This window comes from Vibrio sp. 05-20-BW147 (assembly GCF_013369385.1).
GTDB classification, from domain to species: domain Bacteria; phylum Pseudomonadota; class Gammaproteobacteria; order Enterobacterales; family Vibrionaceae; genus Vibrio; species Vibrio floridensis.
In genome coordinates this window covers 1-22,420 of sequence record NZ_SZTO01000024.1, presented here as the reverse complement: position 1 = coordinate 22,420, position 22,420 = coordinate 1, and the positions used below count along the sequence as shown (strand labels likewise).

At 44.3% G+C, this 22,420-nt stretch carries 18 protein-coding genes; 8 read left to right on the top strand and 10 right to left on the bottom strand.

Annotated elements, in window-relative coordinates; all coding sequences use genetic code 11:
- Nucleotides 1-283 precede the first annotated feature (283 nt).
- Together FC652_RS17820 and pykF are read right to left on the bottom strand one after the other, a co-directional pair.
- Entirely contained in the window at nt 284-949 is a 666-nt protein-coding gene (locus FC652_RS17820; protein ID WP_176299634.1) for a GntR family transcriptional regulator, read from the bottom strand.
- A 167-nt stretch (nt 950-1,116) separates the two neighbouring features.
- A complete protein-coding gene (pykF, locus tag FC652_RS17815) occupies nt 1,117-2,529 on the bottom strand; it encodes a pyruvate kinase PykF (RefSeq protein ID WP_176299633.1) in 1,413 nt (470 codons plus the stop codon).
- A 427-nt stretch (nt 2,530-2,956) separates the two neighbouring features.
- Between pykF and FC652_RS17810 the strand changes: the two genes are divergently transcribed.
- The gene (locus FC652_RS17810) at nt 2,957-3,718 is read left to right on the top strand and encodes a DeoR/GlpR family DNA-binding transcription regulator (protein WP_176299632.1); all 762 of its coding nucleotides are present in this window, start codon (nt 2,957-2,959) and stop codon (nt 3,716-3,718) included.
- 69 nt (nt 3,719-3,787) lie between these two features.
- Nucleotides 3,788-5,617: a glutamine--fructose-6-phosphate transaminase (isomerizing) gene (glmS, locus tag FC652_RS17805; protein ID WP_176299631.1), complete on the top strand. Its 1,830-nt coding sequence runs from the start codon at nt 3,788-3,790 to the stop codon at nt 5,615-5,617.
- Nucleotides 5,618-5,665: 48 nt separating this feature from the next.
- On the opposite strand, the gene FC652_RS17800 is transcribed toward glmS, so the two are convergent.
- Nucleotides 5,666-6,745, bottom strand: coding sequence for a TRAP transporter substrate-binding protein (locus FC652_RS17800; protein WP_017421261.1), 1,080 nt, complete (start codon nt 6,743-6,745; stop codon nt 5,666-5,668).
- A gap of 262 nt (nt 6,746-7,007) precedes the next feature.
- Complete coding sequence (locus FC652_RS17795) at nt 7,008-8,765, bottom strand: lysophospholipid acyltransferase family protein (RefSeq protein ID WP_176299630.1); 1,758 nt, start codon at nt 8,763-8,765, stop codon at nt 7,008-7,010.
- Between the two features lie 401 nt (nt 8,766-9,166).
- Between FC652_RS17795 and FC652_RS17790 the strand changes: the two genes are divergently transcribed.
- Both FC652_RS17790 and FC652_RS17785 read left to right on the top strand, forming a co-directional pair.
- Complete coding sequence (locus FC652_RS17790) at nt 9,167-9,883, top strand: SIMPL domain-containing protein (RefSeq protein WP_176299629.1); 717 nt, start codon at nt 9,167-9,169, stop codon at nt 9,881-9,883.
- Between the two features lie 495 nt (nt 9,884-10,378).
- A complete protein-coding gene (locus FC652_RS17785) occupies nt 10,379-10,843 on the top strand; it encodes a hypothetical protein (protein WP_176299628.1) in 465 nt (154 codons plus the stop codon).
- Nucleotides 10,844-10,892: 49 nt separating this feature from the next.
- Here the strand turns inward: FC652_RS17785 and FC652_RS17780 are convergent, their stop codons facing one another.
- Nucleotides 10,893-11,696, bottom strand: a complete 804-nt coding sequence (locus tag FC652_RS17780) for a YafY family protein (protein WP_255199184.1) — start codon at nt 11,694-11,696, stop codon at nt 10,893-10,895.
- A gap of 302 nt (nt 11,697-11,998) precedes the next feature.
- On the opposite strand from FC652_RS17780, the gene FC652_RS17775 reads away from it, so the two are divergent.
- A complete protein-coding gene (locus FC652_RS17775; protein ID WP_176299626.1) occupies nt 11,999-12,256 on the top strand; it encodes a hypothetical protein in 258 nt (85 codons plus the stop codon).
- A gap of 296 nt (nt 12,257-12,552) precedes the next feature.
- Nucleotides 12,553-12,726: a hypothetical protein gene (locus FC652_RS20420; protein ID WP_171387724.1), complete on the top strand. Its 174-nt coding sequence runs from the start codon at nt 12,553-12,555 to the stop codon at nt 12,724-12,726.
- Nucleotides 12,727-13,113: 387 nt separating this feature from the next.
- Here FC652_RS20420 and FC652_RS17770 read toward each other — a convergent pair whose 3' ends face one another.
- From FC652_RS17770 to FC652_RS17750, 5 genes are all read right to left on the bottom strand, one after another.
- Nucleotides 13,114-13,530 (bottom strand): hypothetical protein, encoded by a 417-nt coding sequence (locus tag FC652_RS17770; RefSeq protein WP_176299625.1) that lies wholly within the window; start codon nt 13,528-13,530, stop codon nt 13,114-13,116.
- A 389-nt stretch (nt 13,531-13,919) separates the two neighbouring features.
- The gene (locus tag FC652_RS17765) at nt 13,920-15,950 is read right to left on the bottom strand and encodes a DNA polymerase (protein WP_176299624.1); all 2,031 of its coding nucleotides are present in this window, start codon (nt 15,948-15,950) and stop codon (nt 13,920-13,922) included.
- Nucleotides 15,951-16,016: 66 nt separating this feature from the next.
- Entirely contained in the window at nt 16,017-17,828 is a 1,812-nt protein-coding gene (locus FC652_RS17760; protein WP_176299623.1) for a DNA-binding response regulator, read from the bottom strand.
- 2 nt (nt 17,829-17,830) lie between these two features.
- Complete coding sequence (locus tag FC652_RS17755) at nt 17,831-18,469, bottom strand: hypothetical protein (protein ID WP_176299622.1); 639 nt, start codon at nt 18,467-18,469, stop codon at nt 17,831-17,833.
- A 130-nt stretch (nt 18,470-18,599) separates the two neighbouring features.
- Nucleotides 18,600-19,448 carry a hypothetical protein gene (locus FC652_RS17750; RefSeq protein WP_176299621.1) on the bottom strand — a complete coding sequence of 283 codons (849 nt, stop codon included), beginning with the start codon at nt 19,446-19,448 and terminating at the stop codon, nt 18,600-18,602.
- A 1,410-nt stretch (nt 19,449-20,858) separates the two neighbouring features.
- On the opposite strand from FC652_RS17750, the gene FC652_RS17745 reads away from it, so the two are divergent.
- Complete coding sequence (locus tag FC652_RS17745) at nt 20,859-22,025, top strand: reverse transcriptase family protein (protein WP_176299620.1); 1,167 nt, start codon at nt 20,859-20,861, stop codon at nt 22,023-22,025.
- Complete coding sequence (locus tag FC652_RS17740) at nt 22,018-22,251, top strand: retron Se72 family effector protein (RefSeq protein WP_217904670.1); 234 nt, start codon at nt 22,018-22,020, stop codon at nt 22,249-22,251. Before FC652_RS17745 ends, FC652_RS17740 begins: the two co-directional genes overlap by 8 nt.
- Nucleotides 22,252-22,420: the final 169 nt, after the last annotated feature.

Here is a 22,420-nt window from a genome sequence, read left to right as displayed (position 1 = left end):
CGTTGCGTGTTTATAAGGAAATACTCAGTTCGGGCGCTAGAGGCAGAGTATGTTAAACCATTTTTTAGTTAGATTGACCATTGGAACCCTAGTGGTACTTGGATTTAAATTGAGCGCAATTTACTTCTTATTGTTGATCCTTTTGCTCAACACGCATCACAAAGAGTTCTTCGGTTGGTAGATGCAAACACATCAACTTGAAGCCGCAACTTCAAGTTGTTGGGTATCACTCAAATAAAAAATCGGGGAAAATCCCCGATTTTTTGTTTCTGTAAAATGAAAATTAAGCGGCCTGGTGGATAGCGGATTCAACCATTTTCATCGAGCTATTAAGATGACTGTCTAAAAGACGTACCGCTTCTTCGGTGTTTTTTGCCAAAGCAAATTTCATGATCATTTCATGCTCTTCAAGATCAAACAGAGAGTGATGATTACCTTGGTGTTGAGAGAGGGCAAAATAGCGGTAGCGTTTGATTTGGTTTATCAAATCACTAAAGAAAGCATACATGTTTTTTGCTTCAGCACCCGCAAGCAAAGTGGTAAAGAAATGTTGTTGACGTTCTTCCCATTCGCTCCAGCTGTCTGGGATCTCAATGTTCTTTGCACGAGAAAGTTTATGATAGGCTGTCAGCAGGTCTAGCTCCCAGCCCTCGCTACTGCAAGCGATTGCTTTTTTTAATAATACTGGTGATACAACACGAAGGCTTTCGTATAAGTCTCTCAGTTCATGTTCGCAGAATGGGGAAACCCAACACCCTTTTTGCGGTTCGAGCTTAACGTACTTAATCCATGATAGTTGAACCAATGCTTCTCTGATTGGTGATGCGCCAACGCCATATGTTTCTTTAAGATCTGCAACAACTAGTTTTTGACCCGGTTTGAGTTTGCCTTGAAGAATATCTTGGCAGATCATTTTGGCTACTTTGTCTGTTAGGGTTGGGCTAGGCACAAATTACCTCATAGATAACAATATATTATGCTTATTTTTCAGTACGTTTATTTTAACGGTATGCAGTTCTGGTTGATAATATAGCGTACTGATTGTTATCGCAAGCCATTTCATAAAAAAAGAGGGCCGAAGCCCTCTATTTATTATTTACAAATTGTAACGACTTTTTATAGTACGTGTACTGAAGCCGTGTTAGTTGTACCAGAAGCAACAAGAGCACCAGATACCATCACAACGATGTCGCCTTTGCTACCTAGGCCAGACTCAAGAGCAAGCTCTTTACCTGCTACGTAGAATGCATCCGTGTTGTCGATTGAATCAACAACAACAGGTGTAACGCCTTTAGTCAGGACAAGTTGAGCTGCTGTTTTCTTGTTGGTCGTTAGCGCAAGAATGTTTGCAGTTGGGAAGTACTTACGTACAGAACGTGCAGACTTACCACCTTCAGTGGCAACGATGATCAGTGGTGCTGCGAGTTTCTCAGCGGTGTCTACTGCGCCTTTACATACCGCTTCAGTGATACGTAGGCGTGGGCTGTCTAGACGAGAACCTAGTTCTGCTTTTAGCACCGAATCAGTACGGTTAGCGATTTGCGCCATGATAGTTACCGCTTCTACAGGGTACTTACCTTTCGCTGTTTCACCAGAAAGCATAACTGCATCAGTACCGTCCATGATTGCGTTCGCAACGTCACCCGCTTCTGCACGAGTTGGACGTGGATTCTTGATCATAGAATCTAGCATTTGAGTTGCAGTGATAACCACTTTACGCGCACGGTTACATTTTTCGATCATCATCTTCTGTGCGAAGATGACTTCTTCTGCAGGGATTTCTACACCTAGGTCACCACGAGCAACCATGATACCGTCAGAAAGCTCTAGGATTTCGTCGAAGTTATCAACACCTTCTTGGTTTTCGATCTTAGAAATGATCTGGATGTTCGCGCCGCCGTTTGCTGCTAGAACTTCACGGATCTCTTTCACGTCAGATGCTTTACGGATGAAAGATGCTGCAACGAAGTCAACGCCTTGCTCACAACCAAATTTAAGGTCGTTTTTGTCTTTTTCAGATAGCGCAGGTAGGTTTACAGAAACACCTGGTAGGTTAACACCTTTGTTTTCGCCTAGAGCACCGTTGTTCAGTACTTTACACTTAACTTCAGTCGCAGTCGTTGCGATAACTTCCATCTCGATTAGACCATCATCAACAAGGATAGTGTTGCCAGCAGAAAGGTCAGCAGCGAAACCTTGGTAAGTTACCGCTACGATGTCTTTGTTACCAACCACAGAAGTATCAGTGGTGAAAGTGAACTCTTGACCAGCTACTAGTTCAACGTCATCGCCGTTTTCTAGTTTAATAGTACGGATTTCAGGACCTTTGGTGTCTAGAAGGATAGCAAGTTGCTTACCTGTGTTTTCCATTACTTGGCGGAAGTTCGCGATACGAGTGCCGTGCTCTACGTAGTCACCGTGAGAGAAGTTCAGGCGCATTACGTTCATACCTGAGTTGACTAGCTCAGTCAGTTTTTCTACAGACTCAGTTTTTGGGCCAATCGTACATACGATTTTGGTCTTTTTCATGGAAGATACTCTCCGGTCAATATAGTTACAATTTGAAAGTCGGTGTTTGTAGCCTAATGTCTTTATGTGTCCCACTTTTTAGCTTCAGTGCGGGCTTATCAACAACAACTTAATGACATCAGGGTTGAAAGTCTTTCATCAAGTTTAGTCATTTTATGACCAACTCAATAATTCAAAATTCTCTATTTTTGTGACTTTCTCCACTTTATATGAAAAAAGTTGCAAAAAAATAACGGTCAATTCTGTAATAAATTTTCTTTTCGGAGGCGAATTCTACCACTGAATTCAGTCAATATCACTGTCTAAGAATTGTCTTAGGACAAGGTTTCAGCGCTATTTATTAATTTTTTGGATCGAAATAAATGGACTAAAAAGTTTCACTTCAACTATAATTTCTTTCAAGTCGAAACTTAAAGCTAGAAGTTAAATGTCAAAACGAAACACTCAGCTAAGAAGACACAGTATTTCTAAACTGGTTAATGAGAAAGGTGAAGTCAGCGTTGACGAGCTTGCTCATAAGTTTAATACCTCAGAGGTCACGATTCGAAAGGATTTAGCGTCATTAGAAAAGAATGGTCAATTGTTGCGCCGTTACGGTGGCGCGATTGCTATTCCCAAAGAAGTGATTCATGAAGAAATGAATCAAAATATTTCGAAACGAAAGATAAGGCTGGCAGAGAAAGCTGCTGAACTGATTCGAGATCACAACCGCATCGTGATCGACAGCGGTAGCACGACCGGGGCGCTTATTCAGCAACTCAACAGCAAACGTGGTTTGGTGGTGATGACCAACTCTTTGCACGTAGCTAACGCGTTGAACGAACTGGAAAGTGAACCTACGCTTTTAATGACGGGCGGAACTTGGGACAACCATTCTGAATCTTTCCAAGGCAAAGTGGCCGAATCGGTGTTGCGATCATACGACTTTGATCAGCTATTCATCGGCGCAGATGGTGTCGACCTGACCCGTGGGACCACCACATTTAATGAACTGGTCGGCCTGAGCAAAGTGATGGCGGAAGTCTCGCGAGAAGTGATCGTCATGGTTGAGTCCGACAAGGTGGGGCGCAAAATCCCGAATCTCGAACTGGCGTGGGAAATGATCGATATTCTTATCACCAACAATGACTTGTTGCCAGAACACAAAGCCGAAATGGAAGCCAATGGCGTGCGCGTCATCTGTGCCTAATCTTTTTCCTCGTAACGACTTTTGCTTGCGAAGTACGAGGAAGCAAAAAAATAAAAATGGAGATAAAACATGTGTGGAATCGTTGGTGCCGTTGCACAGCGTGATGTTGCCGAGATCTTGGTTGAAGGTCTACGTCGTTTAGAATATCGCGGTTATGACTCTGCGGGTGTCGCAGTGGTTGATAGCCAATTCACTCTGACCCGAATTCGTCGCTTGGGTAAAGTACAAGAATTGGCGGATGCTTTGGATCAAGCCGAGGTTGTTGGCGGGACAGGGATCGCACACACGCGTTGGGCGACTCATGGAGAGCCTTCTGAGATAAACGCGCACCCACATCAGTCAGGCGACATTAGCGTGGTACACAACGGCATTATTGAAAACCATGAAACGCTACGCGAGTTGTTGCAATCTCGTGGCTATCTGTTTGAATCTCAAACGGATACCGAAGTGATTGCTCACTTGGTCGAGTGGGAATTGCGTACAGCAGCGTCATTACTTGAAGCCGTACAAAAAACCGTTAAACAGTTGGAAGGTGCTTACGGCACGGTTGTCTTGGATCGTAAAGATCCTTCTCGCTTAGTTGTTGCGCGTTCTGGTAGCCCGCTTGTGATTGGCTACGGTATGAAAGAGCACTTTATCGCCTCAGATCAACTTGCGCTGTTACCTGTTACCCGTCGCTTCGCCTTTTTAGAAGAGGGTGATGTGGCGGAAGTGACTCGTTTTGCGGTCTCTATCTTTGATGCTCAGGGCAACCCAGTTGAGCGTGAAATCAAAGAGTCGGAAGTTTCACACGACGCCGGTGATAAAGGCGAATACCGCCATTACATGTTGAAAGAGATTTACGAGCAGCCCGTGGCGATTCAGCGTACCCTTGAAGGGCGTTTAGCAAATGGTCAGGTGGTTTCTTCGGCATTTGGTGAGAATGCTGAAGCCTTGTTAAGTCAGGTTAAACATGTGCAAATCATAGCATGTGGTACCAGCTATCATGCTGGTTTAGTGGCTCGATACTGGCTTGAAGAGTGGGCCGGCGTGTCTTGCAATGTTGAGATCGCTTCGGAGTTTCGTTACCGCAAATCACACGTGTTTGAAAACTCGCTATTAGTGACAATTTCTCAGTCTGGTGAAACTGCAGATACCTTGGCAGCACTGCGTCTGGCGAAAGAAATGGGCTATATGGCGAGCTTAACCATTTGTAACGTACCTGGCTCATCATTGGTTCGCGAGTCGGATATGGCGTATATGATGAAGGCAGGTGCTGAGATCGGTGTCGCTTCAACCAAAGCTTTCACCGTGCAGTTGGCAGGGCTATTGATGCTGGCTGGGGCGATTGGCCGTCACAATGGTATGAGTAAAGAGCAACAAGCGAACTTGGTATCGTCTCTTCAGTCTCTCCCTGCCAAAATCGAACAGACACTTTCTATGGCTGAATCTATCGAAGAGCTTGCGGAAGATTTTGCCGATAAACACCACTCACTATTTTTAGGTCGTGGTGAGCAATCTCCGATTGCGATGGAAGGGGCGTTAAAGCTAAAAGAGATTTCTTATATCCACGCGGAGGCCTACGCCGCTGGAGAGCTAAAGCATGGTCCTCTTGCTCTTATTGATGCCGAGATGCCAGTTATTGTGGTCGCCCCTAACAATGAACTGCTAGAAAAACTCAAATCGAACGTCGAGGAAGTGCGTGCAAGAGGCGGATTGATGTACGTATTCGCGGACGTTAATGCTTCGTTTGAAAGTGATGAAACAATGAAAGTGCTTAATGTGCCACATTGTGATCCTTTCATTGCACCGATTGTTTACACCTTACCACTTCAGTTGCTTTCTTACTATGTCGCGCTCATCAAGGGTACGGATGTGGATCAGCCTAGAAACTTGGCGAAAAGTGTTACGGTGGAGTAAGTTAGAATGTAAGGGCTGCATTGGCAGCCCTTACTGTACGGTTTATGGTTATTGGTTGGTATCCAAATACGCTTTGGCGGAGATCGCCGTCCAAGCACGCACTTTCTTCAGGTAGTTTTCTTGTGAAGTGATGATCTCTTTCGCGAGCGGATCTTTGGCTGCCTCTTCCTCTAGCAACTCATTGGTTGCTTGTCGCATGGCTTGTAACACCGCAGGAGGAAAATCGCGCACCTTGATGTCTGGGTATTCGCTTTGCATGGTAGCCCAGCTATTGGCATTGGCATCGATCGCTTGGTTGTACATATCAAACGCCGCCACGCGAAAGGCGGTTTCTAAGATCACTTGCAGATCTTTGGGTAATGTCTCCCAGGTCTTCTTATTCACTAAAAACTGTGTTTCTGAGCCCGGCTCATGCCACGCGGTATAGTAGTAGGGTGCGATTTTGTGAAAACCCATACGCAAGTCAAACGCTGGACCCACCCACTCCAACGCGTCAATGGTACCACGTTCGAGTGATGTGTAGAGTTCTCCCGGCGCAATATTGGTCGGTTTAGCGCCAACACGTGCCAGTACTTCGCCGGCAAAACCGGGGATACGCATTTTTAGCCCTTTCAGATCTTCAACGGAATTGATCTCTTTCTTAAACCAGCCCCCCATTTGGATATCTGAGTTTCCGCCAGGAAATGAGAGCAAATTGTGCGGAGCATAAACTTTTTGCATCAGTTCCATGCCACCACCGTAATAGAACCACGCGTACTGCTCCGTGGTGATCATGCCAAAGGGCATCGAAGAGAAATAGAGCGTGTTGGGGACCTTCCCCTTCCAATAATAAGAGCTGGAGTGGCCAAGATCATATTGACCAGACTTGACCATATCAAACACACCCAATGGTGCTTTGTGCTTGTTGGCTGAATCGATGCGAATTTGTAGGCGACCGTTTGACATTTCTTCAGCGAGCTTGGCCATGTTTTTCGATGCGTCACCGAGGATCGGCGTATTCGGTCCCCAAGTTTCAGCCAGTTTTAAGCGATACACTTCTTCCGCAGCAAAAAGTGAAAAAGAGAGCAGGGCAGTGGAAGCGATAATCGCACGTTTCAGAAAAGAGCGGTTGGGCTTGATTGTTGGCATGACGTCCTCGTTTGTTTTGTTGTTTGCCAACAGATTCAAATTAGATGATTTTTTCGTCAATAGAATAAAAAATAGTCTAATGGACTGTGATAAGACGAATATCTGTCATATTAAACAAAATATGCACGGAGTATCGGTAATTTGACGGTTCTGCTCAGTTGTTTGGCCGCCTGGTACCCGTACTTTAAGAGGATTACTCTGATTGTAAAACTGCTGCTTAGGTCACGACATGGCAATGCATACGTGACCAAAAGCCATCAACTCATGCTTGATGAAGTGAGAGATAGTGCCGTGCTTTAGCTGGCGTCATGTATTTGCCTAGCGTTTTTTCGGGCACATCACGCAGATCCACCACAATCATGCCATCCAACGCATTGTTAAATGCAGGATCGACATTAAAGCACACCAATTTGCCATTCAGTCCTAAGTATTGTCTTAGCAAAACGGGCACCCCTTTGCCTTCATCAATACGAGAAATCACTCGAGACAGCAGTTGCAAATCACCAAGTGCCGTTAGCATGCTGGTGTTCCATTTGGGATGATGATCGGCAATGGGGTTAAGTGGTTTGACGAGCTCGGCGCTGGCAGCATCATAATGGTGCAGCGTCATGGATTGAGCGAGCAGTTGCCTTGCGGTGGGGCTGTAATCGTTGCTGATGCTGACCGGCCCAAACAAATGCGTGTATTGCGGATGTTGAGAGACAAAGGTAGCAATTCCCTTCCACAGGAGTAAAAGTGCATTCATGCTGCGCTGGTAGGGGGAGGTGATCACAGAGCGTCCCATCTCAATCGACTGGCCTAACTGGGTCAGAAAGGGTGCGTCATAGTCGAATAATGTGCGCGAATAGAGCCCATCCAATCCAGATTTTTCCAGCAGTTTGTCCACTAAACCGAGGCGATAAGCCCCAACCAGGTGCTGGTTTTCATTATCCCAGACAAACAGATGATGATAATGGTGATCAAAACGATCGATGTCGATCGCATAACCCGTCCCTTCCCCTACAGCGCGAAAATTGATCTCTCGCTGTCGGCCGATCTCATGCAGAATCGAAGGAATGTATTTGGCAGTGGTGCAATAGACACTAAAATTACCTTGGCGAAGCAATAAAGCATCTTCAGGGAGCATCGCCAGATCCAATAACCACTTTTGCTTTTCTAATGGCTCTGCAATCGGGGCGAGAGGGGGATTGGTGTCGTGATCCATTGGGTGGTGAAGTGGTGGTTCAGCGCTGAGTAAATACGTGTTTAAACGCAAATAACTGACTAGCTGCTCATCCGTCAAATGTTGTACTTCTTTGAATTTGATTGGCTGACCAATGGCAATCGGAATCGCTTGCTGCTTCTTATTGAGTAATTCACGCCCTAACATCAGCGTGCGCAAGAGAGGGTGAATCTTGCCTGCAAGATAAAAGCGTTGTGAGTTCTGCCCGTCGATAAACACAGGCAGCGCATGCGCTTTATGTCTGCGGATCAGAGCGCTGACAGAACGACTCCACTCTTTATCTTCTAAGCGTTTTTGTTTTCTATCAACAAGTTGCGATACCTCACCGGCAGGAAAAACTAAGAGTAACCCTCCTTGAGCGAGATGCTTGTTTGCATCGCGTAGCGCCTTCATGTTGGACTTTGCTGCCTGCTGGGAATCAAATACATCCACGCCAATAAAGAGCGTATCCAACTCAGGAACGGTTTTGAGATATTGGTTGGCAAGGATCTGAACATCCTCCCGCATCATCAGCAAGAGCTCAGCAAGAATCACCCCTTCAACGCAGCCTAACGGATGGTTGGCCACCACCACCGTTGGACCAATCTGTGGGACGTTCGCAAGCGAGCCTTTGACGAGCTGATAATCAATACCCAGAACTTCAAGGGTAAAGCGTAGAAAGGTTTGAGTATCGCATTGCAGTGGGCGCTGAGCATAAAACTTATCCAACTTGCTCAGCCCCGTCATCCACTCAGCAACATTCTCTCCAATGCCGAAAGGCGTTTTGCGTGGTAGACGAAAAGGACTGTTGATTGCCATAAAGACCTCGAATCTGGGTTTCTGACCGCCATGCTAATCATGAGAGATGACAGTCAGGCTTCAGCAAGGTTGGTTTTTAATGATGCTTTTGTGACGCTTTGGTTCACGGATGAGTCGAGAGGTGCGTGCAACAACAAGTAAAATGATGGAAATAAATTATCTGCTGCTCACAAAATATACTAATTTTGCATCAAAATGTAAGTTTGGATGTTAAGTTGATACTGCGGGACAAAATAATATAACGCAAACGTCAATAAACCTTTGTTATGCTGCTCTGGAAAGCGGGAACCGAATTCGGTTCCCGTTTCTTTATCTAATTAGTGTCATGTCTCAGTACTGAAGCACTGACTGCGCTAAGTTGTATGATTTGAGAGTTTTGGCAATTTTTAAAGGTTAGGGTGATGAGAGAAATGACAACCAAAGCCGCGTTGATTCTAGGTGCATCCCTGATCGTCGGTTTAGGCGTATTGGGTTATCTAGTTCAGCAAACGGCTATTCAATACAAAGCACTGGATCGCATTGTAACGGTCAAGGGATTATCGGAGAGAGAGTATCCTGCTGATACGGTCATTTGGCCGATTCGCTATACGGTTGCCAGCAATGATATTCAAGCACTGTTCGAGCAGGTAGATGCTCAAGCTGAGTTAATCACTGCATTTTTAGCTGAGCGCGAACTGTCTGATAGTGTGCAGTTTTCAGCACCATCGGTGATTGATAAGAAAGCTCAGCAATATGGGGGAGAAGCAAATGCGGAATATCGCTATCTCGCCATTCAAACCATCACGGTGTACAGCAATAAAGTTGATTCGGTACGTCAAGCCATCAGTCTCATTGGACAGCTGGGCAAGAAGGGGATTGTTTTCAACCAAGATGCTTACGACAACCCGATTGTCTACAGCTTCACTCGCTTAAACGAAATTAAGCCGGAAATGATAGAAGAAGCCACACATAACGCGAGAGAGGTGGCTGAGAAGTTTGCCAAAGATTCCAATAGTTCACTTGGAAAAATCCGCACGGCATCTCAAGGCCAGTTTTCTATCATGGATAGAGATAACAACACGCCACATATTAAACGCATTCGTGTAGTTTCGACGGTTCAATACTATCTTTCTGATTGACAGAGGGAAGTGGTCTAATGAACCAAAGCTTATCGGAAGTAATCGCAGAGCGGATATAGACAAGAACAGAAAAGACAAAGGCCCGTAGATTTCTCTACGAGCCTTCTAGAATTTGGTGGCCCCTCCCAGACTTGAACTGGGGACCAATCGATTATGAGCGAAGGTCTGACGCAATATCACTGCACAATCAACATAGAAACCCTGCCCTGAATCACGCCTAACTCCACCAGCAAAATCACATCACCTGATTACCCGCATGATTTTACTGACGTCGACGAAGGGAAATATTGGCCGTGATTAGTACGACGACGCCGACGAGAAAATGTAGAAAACTGTGTTGGAAAGACAGGAACAGTACCGGAAAAGACAGGAAAAAAAAGCCTAGGCGTAACAAGCAGCAAAACGAATTTATATTATTGAATTGTAAGAACTCTTACTGGATTCGTCCGGTAGGGGGCTTTCTTATTTCTAGCTCAATGAAATAAAGGAGTTTCTATGAACCAACCCAAAAACAGCAGGAAGAATGCAGAGGCTGATACATCTAAAACCACATCAGTAGACAATCCATTCTCTACCATTCTCAAGACAGGTGAAGCGCCAAAACTAGGATCAAAGTCCCAAGGAACGGTGCTCTACGAGATTGCTCAAAACAGCGAAGATGACCAACTCTACTTTCGAATTGCCGGACAAAGTGGCGGAGCAGGATTGCATTCAAAACAATGGATTCTTCTCAGTAGTCTACTAGACCTTATTGAATCGCAGGGCGATAAACCATGGAAAAGTCAGGTGTATAAATCTCTCTATTCTTCCGGTTCAGCCAACAATCAAGGTTTCTGTGCTGCAATTGCTCGGGGCCTTAATCTGGCAACAAAAGCAGAGTCATCTATTTATCTGCACATCAAATCGAAAGATTACGATGAGCGAAAAGCTGACCTATTAGCGCTCATACAGAAGTCATGATGGGTTTCTCGACGTAATGACGACGCCGACAATGCCCATTAAATAAATCTCACGAACAGGTCGAGAGATAGGCTTCGACTTCTCGCATCAACGCCTGTTTTACCCACAATGGGGAAATGATATCGATACTCGGTATCCAGGACTTTAGAACTGGCATCAGGGAATGTATGTCCGAGGTCTGAATGCTGATAAGCGTTGAACCATAGCCCAGTTCTTTCAGGGTTCGGATCGTCAGGTGATTTTCGGTTTCCTGATAATCGCGAATACGACCCGAATCAATCTGAGCTATGACTTCTATAACACCGTAAGCCTGCCAATGCAGCTCTTCTCTGGTCAGCTTCTCGGAGAGGATAGGCGAGGGAGTATAAATATCATCGTGCCGGATTATCTCAGCAATCTCGGCCACTCGAAACGAATGCGACTGTGTTCTCTGCGCGGCAATCAGATACCAGTAACCCCGCTCGTTAATGAGTTGGTAAGGCTCCATCTGATGATAACGCCGATTATGAAAAGTCAGCGTCAGCGTATTTCGTTGATGAATCGCATCCGCAATCAAAATTAAGGTATCCCGAAAGCGAGCTGAATCCTCGACAGGAATATGGCGGAACAGTATGGATTGTGTCTTATGGTTCAGCGCCTGAGTCATGGTTTTCCTATCTGGAAACAGCTTATCTATACCCATGTTCGATAGGGCATGAAGAGCTTTATGAGCTTTAGGGTTACGATGATCTAATTGCTTCAGGTAGTAATAACCCTCTTCTCTTTCGATAGGCAAAAACGCCAAGCGATTGAAGTCCCGAAGTACCGTTCTCTCATGCACTCCGAATTCCTGCTCTAAGTCGATAAGGCTCAACTTCTCTCCCGCATACAACCGGGAAAGAATCTGACTCAATCGGTAGGCTAACTTCTCGCTCTTATTCATGACTCAATAATGTAGTGACTCACTGACAGGTGGTGTCAGCCCTCATTATTTCGTGGTCGCTAAGAATAAGTGACCGATTTTGTTATAGGTTTCATAGCCCAAGAAACTTAAGCCCTGCCTTTCTTCCTCAACACCATTTAACTGACTGACACAACCTGTCAGTCCTAATCATCATACTAATTAACAACCGTGCTCTTACGCGGAGCATCGTCATTATTCAAGGAAACAACACAATGAAAAAATCAACCATCCTGCTAGGCCTAACGTGTCTATTCGCTACCACGTCATCATTCGCTGGCGGTACGTTCGGCGGTAATCCAGCCGACATTTCGAAGATAGAAAAATCCTGGAATGGGAAAGCAGGTAAACAAGTTTACTCTCAGTCTGGCCCACGTATTGAGTGGTATGCCGATGCCTGTGGAACCATGAATGGCAAAGTCATGGATGCAGCGAAATGCGGTCTAGATATCCCTAAAGGTAAAGCACAATAAGTTTCGTTGCGGAGCTTGGCTCAAGGTACATCGGTTTCGAATTGGACTCTCTAGGCCGAGGTATCAATGAGCTTCGCAACACCCCATTACTTCATCCAATAAACAATAAGGAGCCTTTATATGACGATTAAATCAATCACAACCCTAGTAACAACCTGTCCGGCATGCGGTGAGCGTGCTTATGATGATGGTAGCTGTCAGGTGTGTGGTCACTCTCACTAAGCAGTGTTACAGAAAATTAGAGGACCATGTTCTTTACTGAGCATGGTCCTTTTTCATATATAAAAGAGGCAAACATGCAAAGTAGAACCTTTTCACAATCATCATCCCAATCCAAAAAGAACACAGGTATTCGTGCTGCTAAAGTCGGTGCTGCTATTGGGGCTAGGTATGGTCCATATGGGGTATTAATCGGTGGTATAGCTGGCTTCGTAATTGGTGTCGTCGCCGACGAGGTTATAGATGATTGACGGGCAAGCTAGGTGAGCAGGGGATGACCTCTGCTTTTTTAGTTAAAGGGCAACGAGATATATCGAAGTGGACGCATTTCCTTATAAATAGCCCAGTAAGGTATGTTGTCCATTTTTGTTCACGTAATGGTTACACTTGATTTTTTTGAGTTCTAAGTGGTTTATTAGCGAGCCATTCACAAGTCGTATCTACTGTATCTGGCCCATATCTGTATCCGAGTGGCTCCAAATGATTTCTGGGCTGAAACTCCTTAGAACTGATGCTCTAGATCGTTCTGCCAGATTAGGCAAAGTATGTTGGAGCCCTGATCGTTTGTTAGATGGGTATTTTTAGCTTATTGCAGACTATGTCGTTGTACAGCGATCCAGTTAATGCGTTTCTTGGAGTTACTCACGCGCGATCCAGAACCCGACAATGTAACTAATTAGTGTGCCAATAGCATACCAATAATTTTCCGTAAGAAACCCTGTAACAGCGACAACAGAGCCAAAATTAAAGAATACAGAACTCCATTCTTGAAGAGCAAGATTCTGAAAATATCTTGCTCTTCCTAACTCCTCGGTTGTATTTAGCTTACGAAACGCGAAGCAGAGTAAACCGTATAATGTAAAACCTGACATTATGAGAAGTATGAACTGTTTGGTTTCTATAAGGTTTTCCAATTCTGGGAATACGGGTTTTTGAGCAAGTACAAAATCGACCTTTGCCCAGTTTGCAACCAAAATTACAATGCCAAAGCTAAACCAAAAGCTTAGATTTATAGCAATTTTATAAAAAAGAGATTTATTTTGTGAAACTTCCAAAAAACTTTCCTTGTAACTCTAACAACGTCTTGTCAGCAGACATTGTCTATAATATGTTCATAAAATACAAATACCATAGCAGCAACATACTGTTCTAACAGTCTTTATCATTCCTGAACTCACAATTGCAGAACATGTCTGTATAGTGGTAAATGCTCAACTAAGTTCACATTCTGCTATTAGGTTAAATGGGTCAAGAACTGATATGAGAAGGTGGTCAGGGAGATCGAGCTAAACGATTTTGAGCCACAAGTAAGCTAGAGCTTTTATGTCACTAAGATAACTGCTCAATCAACTAAGTATCGATTTGCCAGCCATGATTTGAGAACCAGAAAAAGTGGACACAAAACCTTAATAATAACTCTATCAGGCTTTGCGTCCAGCTCCGGTCATTTAGCCAGCCACACATCGAGAGTGTTCGGATCGCCATCTTTGGTCCAACAATCTGGTTGGCTTATGTTGATATCGGCTCTTATCTTCAACTGAGGGTACATTTCCTGCACTACTTGGGTCATGATCTGTGCAGTTAACTCGCTGACTGCGCTTAGGTGTTTTTTCGGTGCTTCGAAAACAAAGGCATCATGCATGGCAACGATCAATTTGGCGTTGTAACCTTTATACAATTGATGAAGTCGATTTCCAGCTGCTTTGAACAGCGCAGCAGCTGTACCTTGTACTGGCATGTTCACCATCCAGTTTTTCTCAGTATGGCCGCGCTTAGCATCCAATTGGCGGTATCGGTGCAATCCCGTTGCAGTGCTTACATGGCCTCGCAGAGCGCCATACTGGGGCATTCTCTCAATGGCTTTTTGCAGTTCGGGAAACATCGATAGAAACTTATCCATCAGTTCCGTGGCCTTGTTGACACTGATATTGAGTTTTTTCGCTATTCCGAAGCTGGTGATACCGTAAATTAGGCCTAGGGTGCATTGCTTCATGATGGTTCTTTTCTCAGGATATTTTTCTTTGAAGACCGCTGAATCGCAGGTGCTGTATTCCGGTTCTAACTCTTCACAGAAGAACTCTTGGGCCATGGCCGTGTATAGATCGCCTTGGTTATACATCTTGACTAAGTTTGAGTCGCCATACACACCAGCAGCAATGGCTACCTCAATCTGTGCAAGATCGACTTCTCCAATCACGTAACCGTCTTGTGCAACCACTAACGGACGAAGGACAGCAGGAAGCCCCAAGATATTTGGCGCAACGGTAGCCTGTCGGCCTGTGGCAGCCGTAAGTTGTTTTTGTTCTGAGTGAACCCGTCCGTCACTACCGACAATACCGGGCTGTAAAATGACGTCTTTGTAGACAGAATCGATATGCGTATATTTTGTCAAGAATGCCACCGCTGGGTGTAAAGCATAGTTCTTGCTTAGCATTTCACGTTGAAAACTATAGTCATCCCCGTCTTTGAAGTGATGCAGTAATCCGAGTGAGGCAAAAAGCACTTGCTTTTGGTGCTGGCTATTGGGGTTTGTCATCCCTAGTTGCGCTAGCCCTTGACTGTATAGACTTAGCTTACGCTCGCACGCTTCGAGAATTTGACGGCACTTATCTCTGCATACCTTAAAGCCATTCCACTCGATGGCGGCGTTAGTCACGACCCAAGGCATCTCAATACTGATAAGGTGTTGGTGGATGCCAAACATGAGGCAGGATTGGCTTTGCGTTAAGTACAACTTCGCCACAGTGATGCTGAGCTGTGACGTCTGTTCAATCTGGAGCGCAGAAAAAGACGGGCAGTCTTGCTCAGGGCCCATCAGTAACTTCGCACTGGAAGCGAGGCTATTTTGGACATTGTAACGTTGAGCTGTCTCAGCCAAGCCATAAAACACCGTGTTCTGTTCAGCCAATGTTTTTTGGATTTGTATTTTTTCGACGGTTGAAACATCTTGAGTGAGTTTAGCGTTATTGTGTTGACCAAGATATCTGGCTTTTTCTGCAATGCAGGTATCCCACCAATATCTGGGCTCGTTTAGGCCCAATGACCAAATACAGTGCAGGTCAGGCTTAGCTTCGTGGGTTACGTAGGTCACAGGCAAATTGAAAAGGCTTTGTAGCTTTGGACGAATCGAGGGACTAGCAATGTCAATAACGAACGAGTGCAGCGCTAGCGAGTTACTTGTGTTCTCCATCAGCGTCATGCTGAGTAAACGTGGAATAATGGACGAAATATCATATCTGTTATTGCCGTTCGGTAGCTTGACTACCGGAGTCGAGTAAATAAATTGAAAGCTGAGACTGACAGCAGATAGAGGCAATTGGTAAGCCAGCTCAATCATTTGATCGATCTCGGCTTCATGTTGAATGAACTGAGTTTTCCCGACGGAATGTGACGTGTCTTGAGGTAGAATCAAGGCACTTGATGGCGGGGCTGTTTTCTTTTTTAGATGCGCTTGGGTTCCAGGTAATAATTCCATTGCATGACCTTTTAAGTTGTAAGGAAAGCATTTCTGACTATGCCTTCCTTGCTGAGTTAGTGTTGGTTATCCGGCCTTATGGCGTCGAATGGTTCGAGTACTGATCCCTAGAGTTGAAGCAATCTCTTGCTGCTTAAACCCGTCGGCTATCATCTGATTAATCTGCTCTGACAGGGTTGCCGACGTTCGGGCTTGCTTGCTTTTTAAACCGAAGTGCTTTCGCAGTTGCTCTAGGTTGCTGTACTCATGGTCGTAACCCGACTTTGGTGCATCGTTATTTTGAAACGTGATGATTTCACGCGATTTTGTAAATGGGCGCACGCGTCCAATGGCTTGGATGACAACCCCCATTTCTAATGTTTGCAGCATTGGGTTTACGACTTTGGCGACATCAGAGTAGCGATACTTTTGATCTGTGATGACGCCATGACGCCGACGAGGGTTGTCAGTGGTTGCAATCGCCACGTCTATGCGCTCATCCTCGGCTCGCAGCTCCTGAATTGCGTTGTGAAGTATGTCTTGGGTTACGTAATAGCTGTTTAGGCAGTAGCAGCAATCGAACTCTTCGAATTGATTAATACCGATGACCCCGTAATGGATCATGGGTACTAAGGTCATATCGTCACACTCTGCATAGTCGCTTGCGGGAACCACACGAACGTCCTGAACTCCTTCCTCGGCCAGATATTGATTGAGCATGGAAACGCAGTGGTCGACGTGTTTCTGTTTAGAGACCAACAATACGCGTTTCCCTTCTCTTACTCGTTGGAGCGTCAATTGGGCGAAGGTATCTAGGATTTGCGGTGAGTTTTTCTTAAAGTTTGTCGCAGTCCCAATTGAGGATGCGATATTGTGCCAAACCGTCGATTCCCCCCGAAACTCAATGTGAGAATACGGGCTGTAAAAATCCATCCCGAGTTTCAGTTTCAGTATGTCCGGGTAGGTGGTGCCGCTGTATAGCACTGTGTCGAATCCCGCATTGACTGGCGGCGCAGGGAAGTGAATTGAACCATCTGCTAATTTTTCGCGTGATTCTGCCTCAGATGCTCCGAAGCTTTGGAGGTCATACAGAATATTGATGAAACGATCGCCAAACATGCGATCGCCAATACTGGTGATTTGAGTCATCTGATCTGGAAAAATTGCAGGGCAGCGCCACGCTGAAATATCGCGCAGTTCCTCCGTTGAGGCCTGTCGTAAACATTCCAGATAGTGCGTTAGAGCGCCTTTTACATAGTCTGATAGACGGCTCTCCTGCACGGCTTCTAGAGTTTGTTCAATCGATATGGGCGATATGGTTCGACTGTAATGGTTTAGGCTTACGTTAGCTTCATCGAAAATGACTAAGGCATTGCTTGCTTTAGCCATCGTTACGATGTGTTGGATGAAGTAGGGGTTACGCACGAAGTGTGATTGAGTTGCATATACGATTTTCGCCCCATCCAAATTCTTACCGTATTGGTCGGGCCAAAAACACTTATCTTTATTTGGACACAGGGCACAAATGTGCTTTTTGCCCAGCAGACCTAAGTTTCTACGTTCATAGTCTTTCCAACTCAGATCGCGAGTTTCACCACACAGCTTGCTGGGGCGAGGTTGTATGTTGACAACCTTAATATCGGCTGGAGGGCTTTGGAGAGGCTTTCTTTCTTCAAGAATTTTTCGAGTCGGCGCTGCGACAATCACGCAGTCATATGCGTTCGACTCCAACGCCAAAGTGGTCAACTGATCCAGTTGGTACGACTTGCCAACGCCCACCATCCAGTCGTTGAGCACGTAGTGGTGTTGCGCCAGCATCCCAAGCATAGCCTGAGCACTATTATTAAAACGAAATTCAGCGAGGCTTTCGGCCCCGCTGATGATGATTGGATTAACCACAATCAAGCCACACCTTTGAAGCGTAGGCGTCTCTCGATCTCTGGGATCTCTCGCAGTTCGTCGTCTGTCAGAATACGGTAGATATCAGACAAGCGTATTTCGCCAGAGTCGAATGCGTCGGAAAACGCAGTAATTTTATCTTGATCGATAGTAGCGTACTCGGGTAGGGCAGTCGCATAAACATCATAGTTGAAGCCATTTTTCTCAATTGACACGAGTTGACCGCCTTTGGTGACGTAAGGCTTGATCTGCGGAAACAAGGATTTTGGCTTCTCGGATGGTGGAACCGCCAGTACCTTCACCTCTCCCTCAATGTGATCGTAGACGGGGAATAGGTAACGGCTATCTAATTTAATTTGAGCGCGGCACATCGGGCAGTCGGGTCCATTGCACTGAAGGTATCCATGGCCATTCACGTAGTGAAAGAAGACTTTCTCTGCCGTGGGCGTAAAGAAGGTCAGCTCTGCGGACGAATTCTTTAGATCAACAGCCTGAAGTGCCAGAGGTGCAAAGTTAGGTTGGTTGCTTGATTCTGAATCAGAAAAATCGTTGAAATTCACCATAGAGTTGCGGCCATGTGTTTCGTAGTTTGCCGAAGTATGCGTGTTGTTCGTGTTGTTCGTGTTGTTTGAGTAGTTCATCGTATGCTCCAAAATTTATTCTTGATTCGGCAGCAATATATTGGCTGCCGAATTTGAGGTGTAAGAAGGCCGTCACCGAGAGGCTCGGCTAGTCAAAAATCAAAGTAAAAAAAGTGGTGTTGCTTAAGGGTTAGTGTTTTTCGACGGTTTTAATTGCTTCGGATAGTTGCTCAGCAGCTAGCTTGTATCCCCAATTCGACTTACTCGCTAAGCGTTGTTCAAACTCACGAGTGATGGCGTCTAGGTTGTCTATACGGCCAACTTGCGCCTGTACTTCCATTACGGATTCGACATATTCCGCCATTCGGACTTTTGGACCTTTACAGGCGTGTTGTTTGGCTTTATTGGTGTAAGTGTTCAGTAGAACTTGAGTATCAAATGACATGATATTTCCTCCTTGGGTGTTGTTGTTATATTGAATCAGTTTTTCGTTCAGATCGTGCTCAAGTGCCGATTTGACATTAAAGTCAAAATCATCAATTGAGTAAAAGCAGTCGATAGCCAGTGAATGGGTGGCAGCAGAAAAAAGTTCGAGTATTTCAACCTGAGTAATTTCAATATTCTCGATCACATATGTCATTGCATCGTAGACGGACTGAGGTAGCCCTTTTAGATCGCTTTTATTGTGGATACAACTGAACGAAGTTCTTTCCAGGTTGGGAAAGGCAACATTTGTAGTTACTTCAATATCTGCATCGTTGATGGCTTTTGCATGAGAACCAATCCATTCTTTCATTTCAAAAATATGTTCAATGGGATCACCAATGTCGCTCAAGTAATGGTTTTGAGCGATTGTGATTGCTGTGGATCCGTTTGAGTAATCGCATTCGCCGTTATAACACTCTTCTGAATCAATAATGTTATCGATGTCAGCAGGTAATTTTGATGGAGCGAACACCGAGTTGTACGCCAGCTTAGCGTAGTGGCCGACGTTAGATGGTGAAACAGAGTTAGTTAATGTGGTTAATTTAGTATTCATTCTTTAATTCCTATAGTATGATTTATTCAATTAAATCAGGAGTTAAGTTTTCCTGATGAACATAAATTTGCCCTACAAAATTGATTTTGAAAAGTGCCTATAAATGGCAGAAATTTTGTTCTTGATTTTTTTTAAACATGGCTGATAGCCCCTCAGAACGGTTCTCGCGAGGGTAGACGTTTTTTGAAAGGAAAATTGAGTTTATCCGCTTGTTTAAAGGCGTTCTGAGAGCGAGTGAACTTTTATTTTTGTGATGAAGGTCTGATTTTTTAGTTGTGGTGTTACCGAACGATACTACTAAATCCGGCTTAGAGCTTTATCTCATTGCTTTATATGAGCCTAAGATTTAACCAAATCAATACGTCCGGCATTGGTGGCTTTGGTCATCGGTGCCGGATTTTTTGTTTTAGCGCTGTCGTCGACTGTTGGCGATAGACGTCGACGACGACAATTGACAATTGTTAGATGTGGAACATTTGTCATTCCCTTATTGAAAATATAGCCTTATGAGCTAAGTTTTATATTGGTTTTTATTACTGATATTGAGGATAGTATGGCTAGGTATTATGTGAACAAGAATCAACAAGCTAATGGCGATCATGAAGTGCATAAGCAAGGTTGCTCTTACATGCCACTGGAACATAACCGAACGTATCTTGGTGAGTTTGCTAGTTGTGGGCCTGCAGTTGCTGCAGCGAAGAAAACCTATTCAAAGGCCAATGGGTGCTATTACTGCTCAGAAGCTTGCCATACGAGCTAGGGAATTGCTTGTCATAGCTCACCTGCTTGGCTAGTGGAACTATTCTTTGCAAGCTACGGATGTGATCACTATTTGGTTTTTCACTTAATAATTTTTGAACCGACTTCAAGTTATTGACGGTACTTAAATATGGTAATATTATATGCATGTAGGTGTTATTCGCCTATTTGTTGTTCTAGTGATTTACGTTTGTTGATTTACACAGAAAATCGATGCTCTCTAACGTGAGCGATCCGAAAGGATCATGACCGGACTCCTGGGGGTCTAAGGGAATCTCCCCCGTCCCCCGCCGCAGGCTAATTTATGATGGCCTTCTAGGCGACAGTTGTCTGGCGAAAGGTTAGGAGTCAGCTCAGTGGTCAATGTAATTATTTCTGTGGCTCTCTTTATTTTGGTCTGGCGAATTATTCACAGCCAACAATAGGAGGCACTTATGAAGCGCAAGCTGAAACTCAAATGTAGACATGTTACAAAGAACACAGAATCGTTATTCGAAGCCGAGTACGAGACTGAAAAACAAGTTGACCAGAGCTCACGGAAAACAGGATTGGTATCAGGCTGTATTCCCGTGATTGTTACTGTAGCTGGGTTCCTCAAGGAGCTTATCGACTACTTCTAACAATTGACTCCTTTCTTTTTTTAGGTTGCTTATGGATAAGCCATATTACCCACATGAAGCCATTGCTTCTGTCGACACCCTTGCCCGAACTTTGGGGATGCATCCCAAACGTCTATTGTCTATCGCGAACCGAGTTGACGAATCCTATACCGAGTACGAATTGGTTGAAAAAAACCGTACAGTTTTTGAGCCAAAGTATGAGTTAAAAAAGATTCAGAAACGAATCAACTCTCGAATATTTGAGAAAGTGGAATTTCCTAGTTATTTACAAGGTGGTATTCGGGCCGATGTAAAGAGAGACTATGTTGAAAATGCTAAAATCCACGCCAATGCTAATACATTGATTAGTTTGGATATAAAGAAATTTTACACTAACATTAAGGCAGAAAAAGTAGCGCTTATTTACAAGTACTTCTTTAAGTTTCCCGATGAGGTAGTGGATTTATTGACTAAGCTGACCACATATAAAGGGAAGGTTCCTCAAGGTGGTTGTACATCCAGCTATTTAGCTAACTTAGTTTTTTTTAACTCAGAATACCGTTTAGTTTCATCTTTTCGCGGTAAGGGGATTCACTATTCAAGGTTGTTGGATGATGTAACACTGTCATCCTCTAAGAACTTGGATAATAAGCAATGTTCTCAACTAATTAGTACGGTTGTGGGGTTGTTCACTAGATATGACTTAAAGCTAAATTCTAAAAAAACGAAAATAGAGTATAGAGGTAAGGCAAACAAAGGGTTTGAAGTGACGGGCCTTTGGGTTGAACATAAAAAACCTAAGCTTAGAAGAAAAGAAAGAAAGTATGTTAGGCAATTAGTGTATAACTGTGAACTCAAGTATGAGTCTGAAAAGACAAGCACCGATTACCATGATCTATGGAATAAAACATCAGGAAAAGTTGCTAAGTTAACGCGGTTGGAACATCCACAGGCTAAACAACTTAGAGAAAGGTTAAGAGCTATTCTTCCTGAATATGATGAATATACAGCAAGTAAGCTGAAGAGGTTGGCTTATAAGGCTTTAAATGTACCCAAAGAACACCACCAAAAAATTGGTAGGGTTAACGACTATAATCGGCTAATTTTCAAGCTTGGGGTATTAAAACGGTCTCATCCTGGCCTAGCTAAAGGGCTAATTAAAAAGCTAAAATTACATTATACGAATGTTCCGAGTAAAAAGGAGTATTGGCTTGAGTAAGGACGAAAACGTTCGTGAATCTGGTGTTATCCACGCATATGATGCTTTTAAAGGATATGGATTCATAAGAAGAACTAAAGGAAAAGATGTTTTTTTCTTTTATGATGAATTGCCAGATGGAGCCTCCGAGCCATCAGAAGGTGATATCGTTAGTTTTGAAATTGAGGTCAAACCCAAAGGACCCAGAGCCAAGAAAATACAAGTGGAAGGACATGTTGCTTCATAGTTCCTGTCTTTCCAACACAGTTTTCTACATTTTCTCGTCGGCGTCGTCGTACTAATCACGGCCAATATTTCCCTTCGTCGACGTCAGTAAAATCATGCGGGTAATCAGGTGATGTGATTTTGCTGGTGGAGTTAGGCGTGATTCAGGGCAGGGTTTCTATGTTGATTGT

Excerpts from the sequence above, each read along its gene's own strand:
- pykF (WP_176299633.1), bottom strand. The coding sequence starts at position 2,529 with ATGAAAAAGACCAAAATCGTATGTACGATTGGCCCAAAAACTGAGTCT.
- FC652_RS17810 (WP_176299632.1), top strand. The coding sequence starts at position 2,957 with ATGTCAAAACGAAACACTCAGCTAAGAAGACACAGTATTTCTAAACTG.
- glmS (WP_176299631.1), top strand. The coding sequence starts at position 3,788 with ATGTGTGGAATCGTTGGTGCCGTTGCACAGCGTGATGTTGCCGAGATC.
- FC652_RS17800 (WP_017421261.1), bottom strand. The coding sequence starts at position 6,745 with ATGCCAACAATCAAGCCCAACCGCTCTTTTCTGAAACGTGCGATTATC.
- FC652_RS17795 (WP_176299630.1), bottom strand. The coding sequence starts at position 8,765 with ATGGCAATCAACAGTCCTTTTCGTCTACCACGCAAAACGCCTTTCGGC.
- FC652_RS17790 (WP_176299629.1), top strand. The coding sequence starts at position 9,167 with ATGAGAGAAATGACAACCAAAGCCGCGTTGATTCTAGGTGCATCCCTG.
- FC652_RS17785 (WP_176299628.1), top strand. The coding sequence starts at position 10,379 with ATGAACCAACCCAAAAACAGCAGGAAGAATGCAGAGGCTGATACATCT.
- FC652_RS17775 (WP_176299626.1), top strand. The coding sequence starts at position 11,999 with ATGAAAAAATCAACCATCCTGCTAGGCCTAACGTGTCTATTCGCTACC.
- FC652_RS20420 (WP_171387724.1), top strand. The coding sequence starts at position 12,553 with ATGCAAAGTAGAACCTTTTCACAATCATCATCCCAATCCAAAAAGAAC.
- FC652_RS17765 (WP_176299624.1), bottom strand. The coding sequence starts at position 15,950 with ATGGAATTATTACCTGGAACCCAAGCGCATCTAAAAAAGAAAACAGCC.
- FC652_RS17755 (WP_176299622.1), bottom strand. The coding sequence starts at position 18,469 with ATGAACTACTCAAACAACACGAACAACACGAACAACACGCATACTTCG.
- FC652_RS17750 (WP_176299621.1), bottom strand. The coding sequence starts at position 19,448 with ATGAATACTAAATTAACCACATTAACTAACTCTGTTTCACCATCTAAC.
- FC652_RS17745 (WP_176299620.1), top strand. The coding sequence starts at position 20,859 with ATGGATAAGCCATATTACCCACATGAAGCCATTGCTTCTGTCGACACC.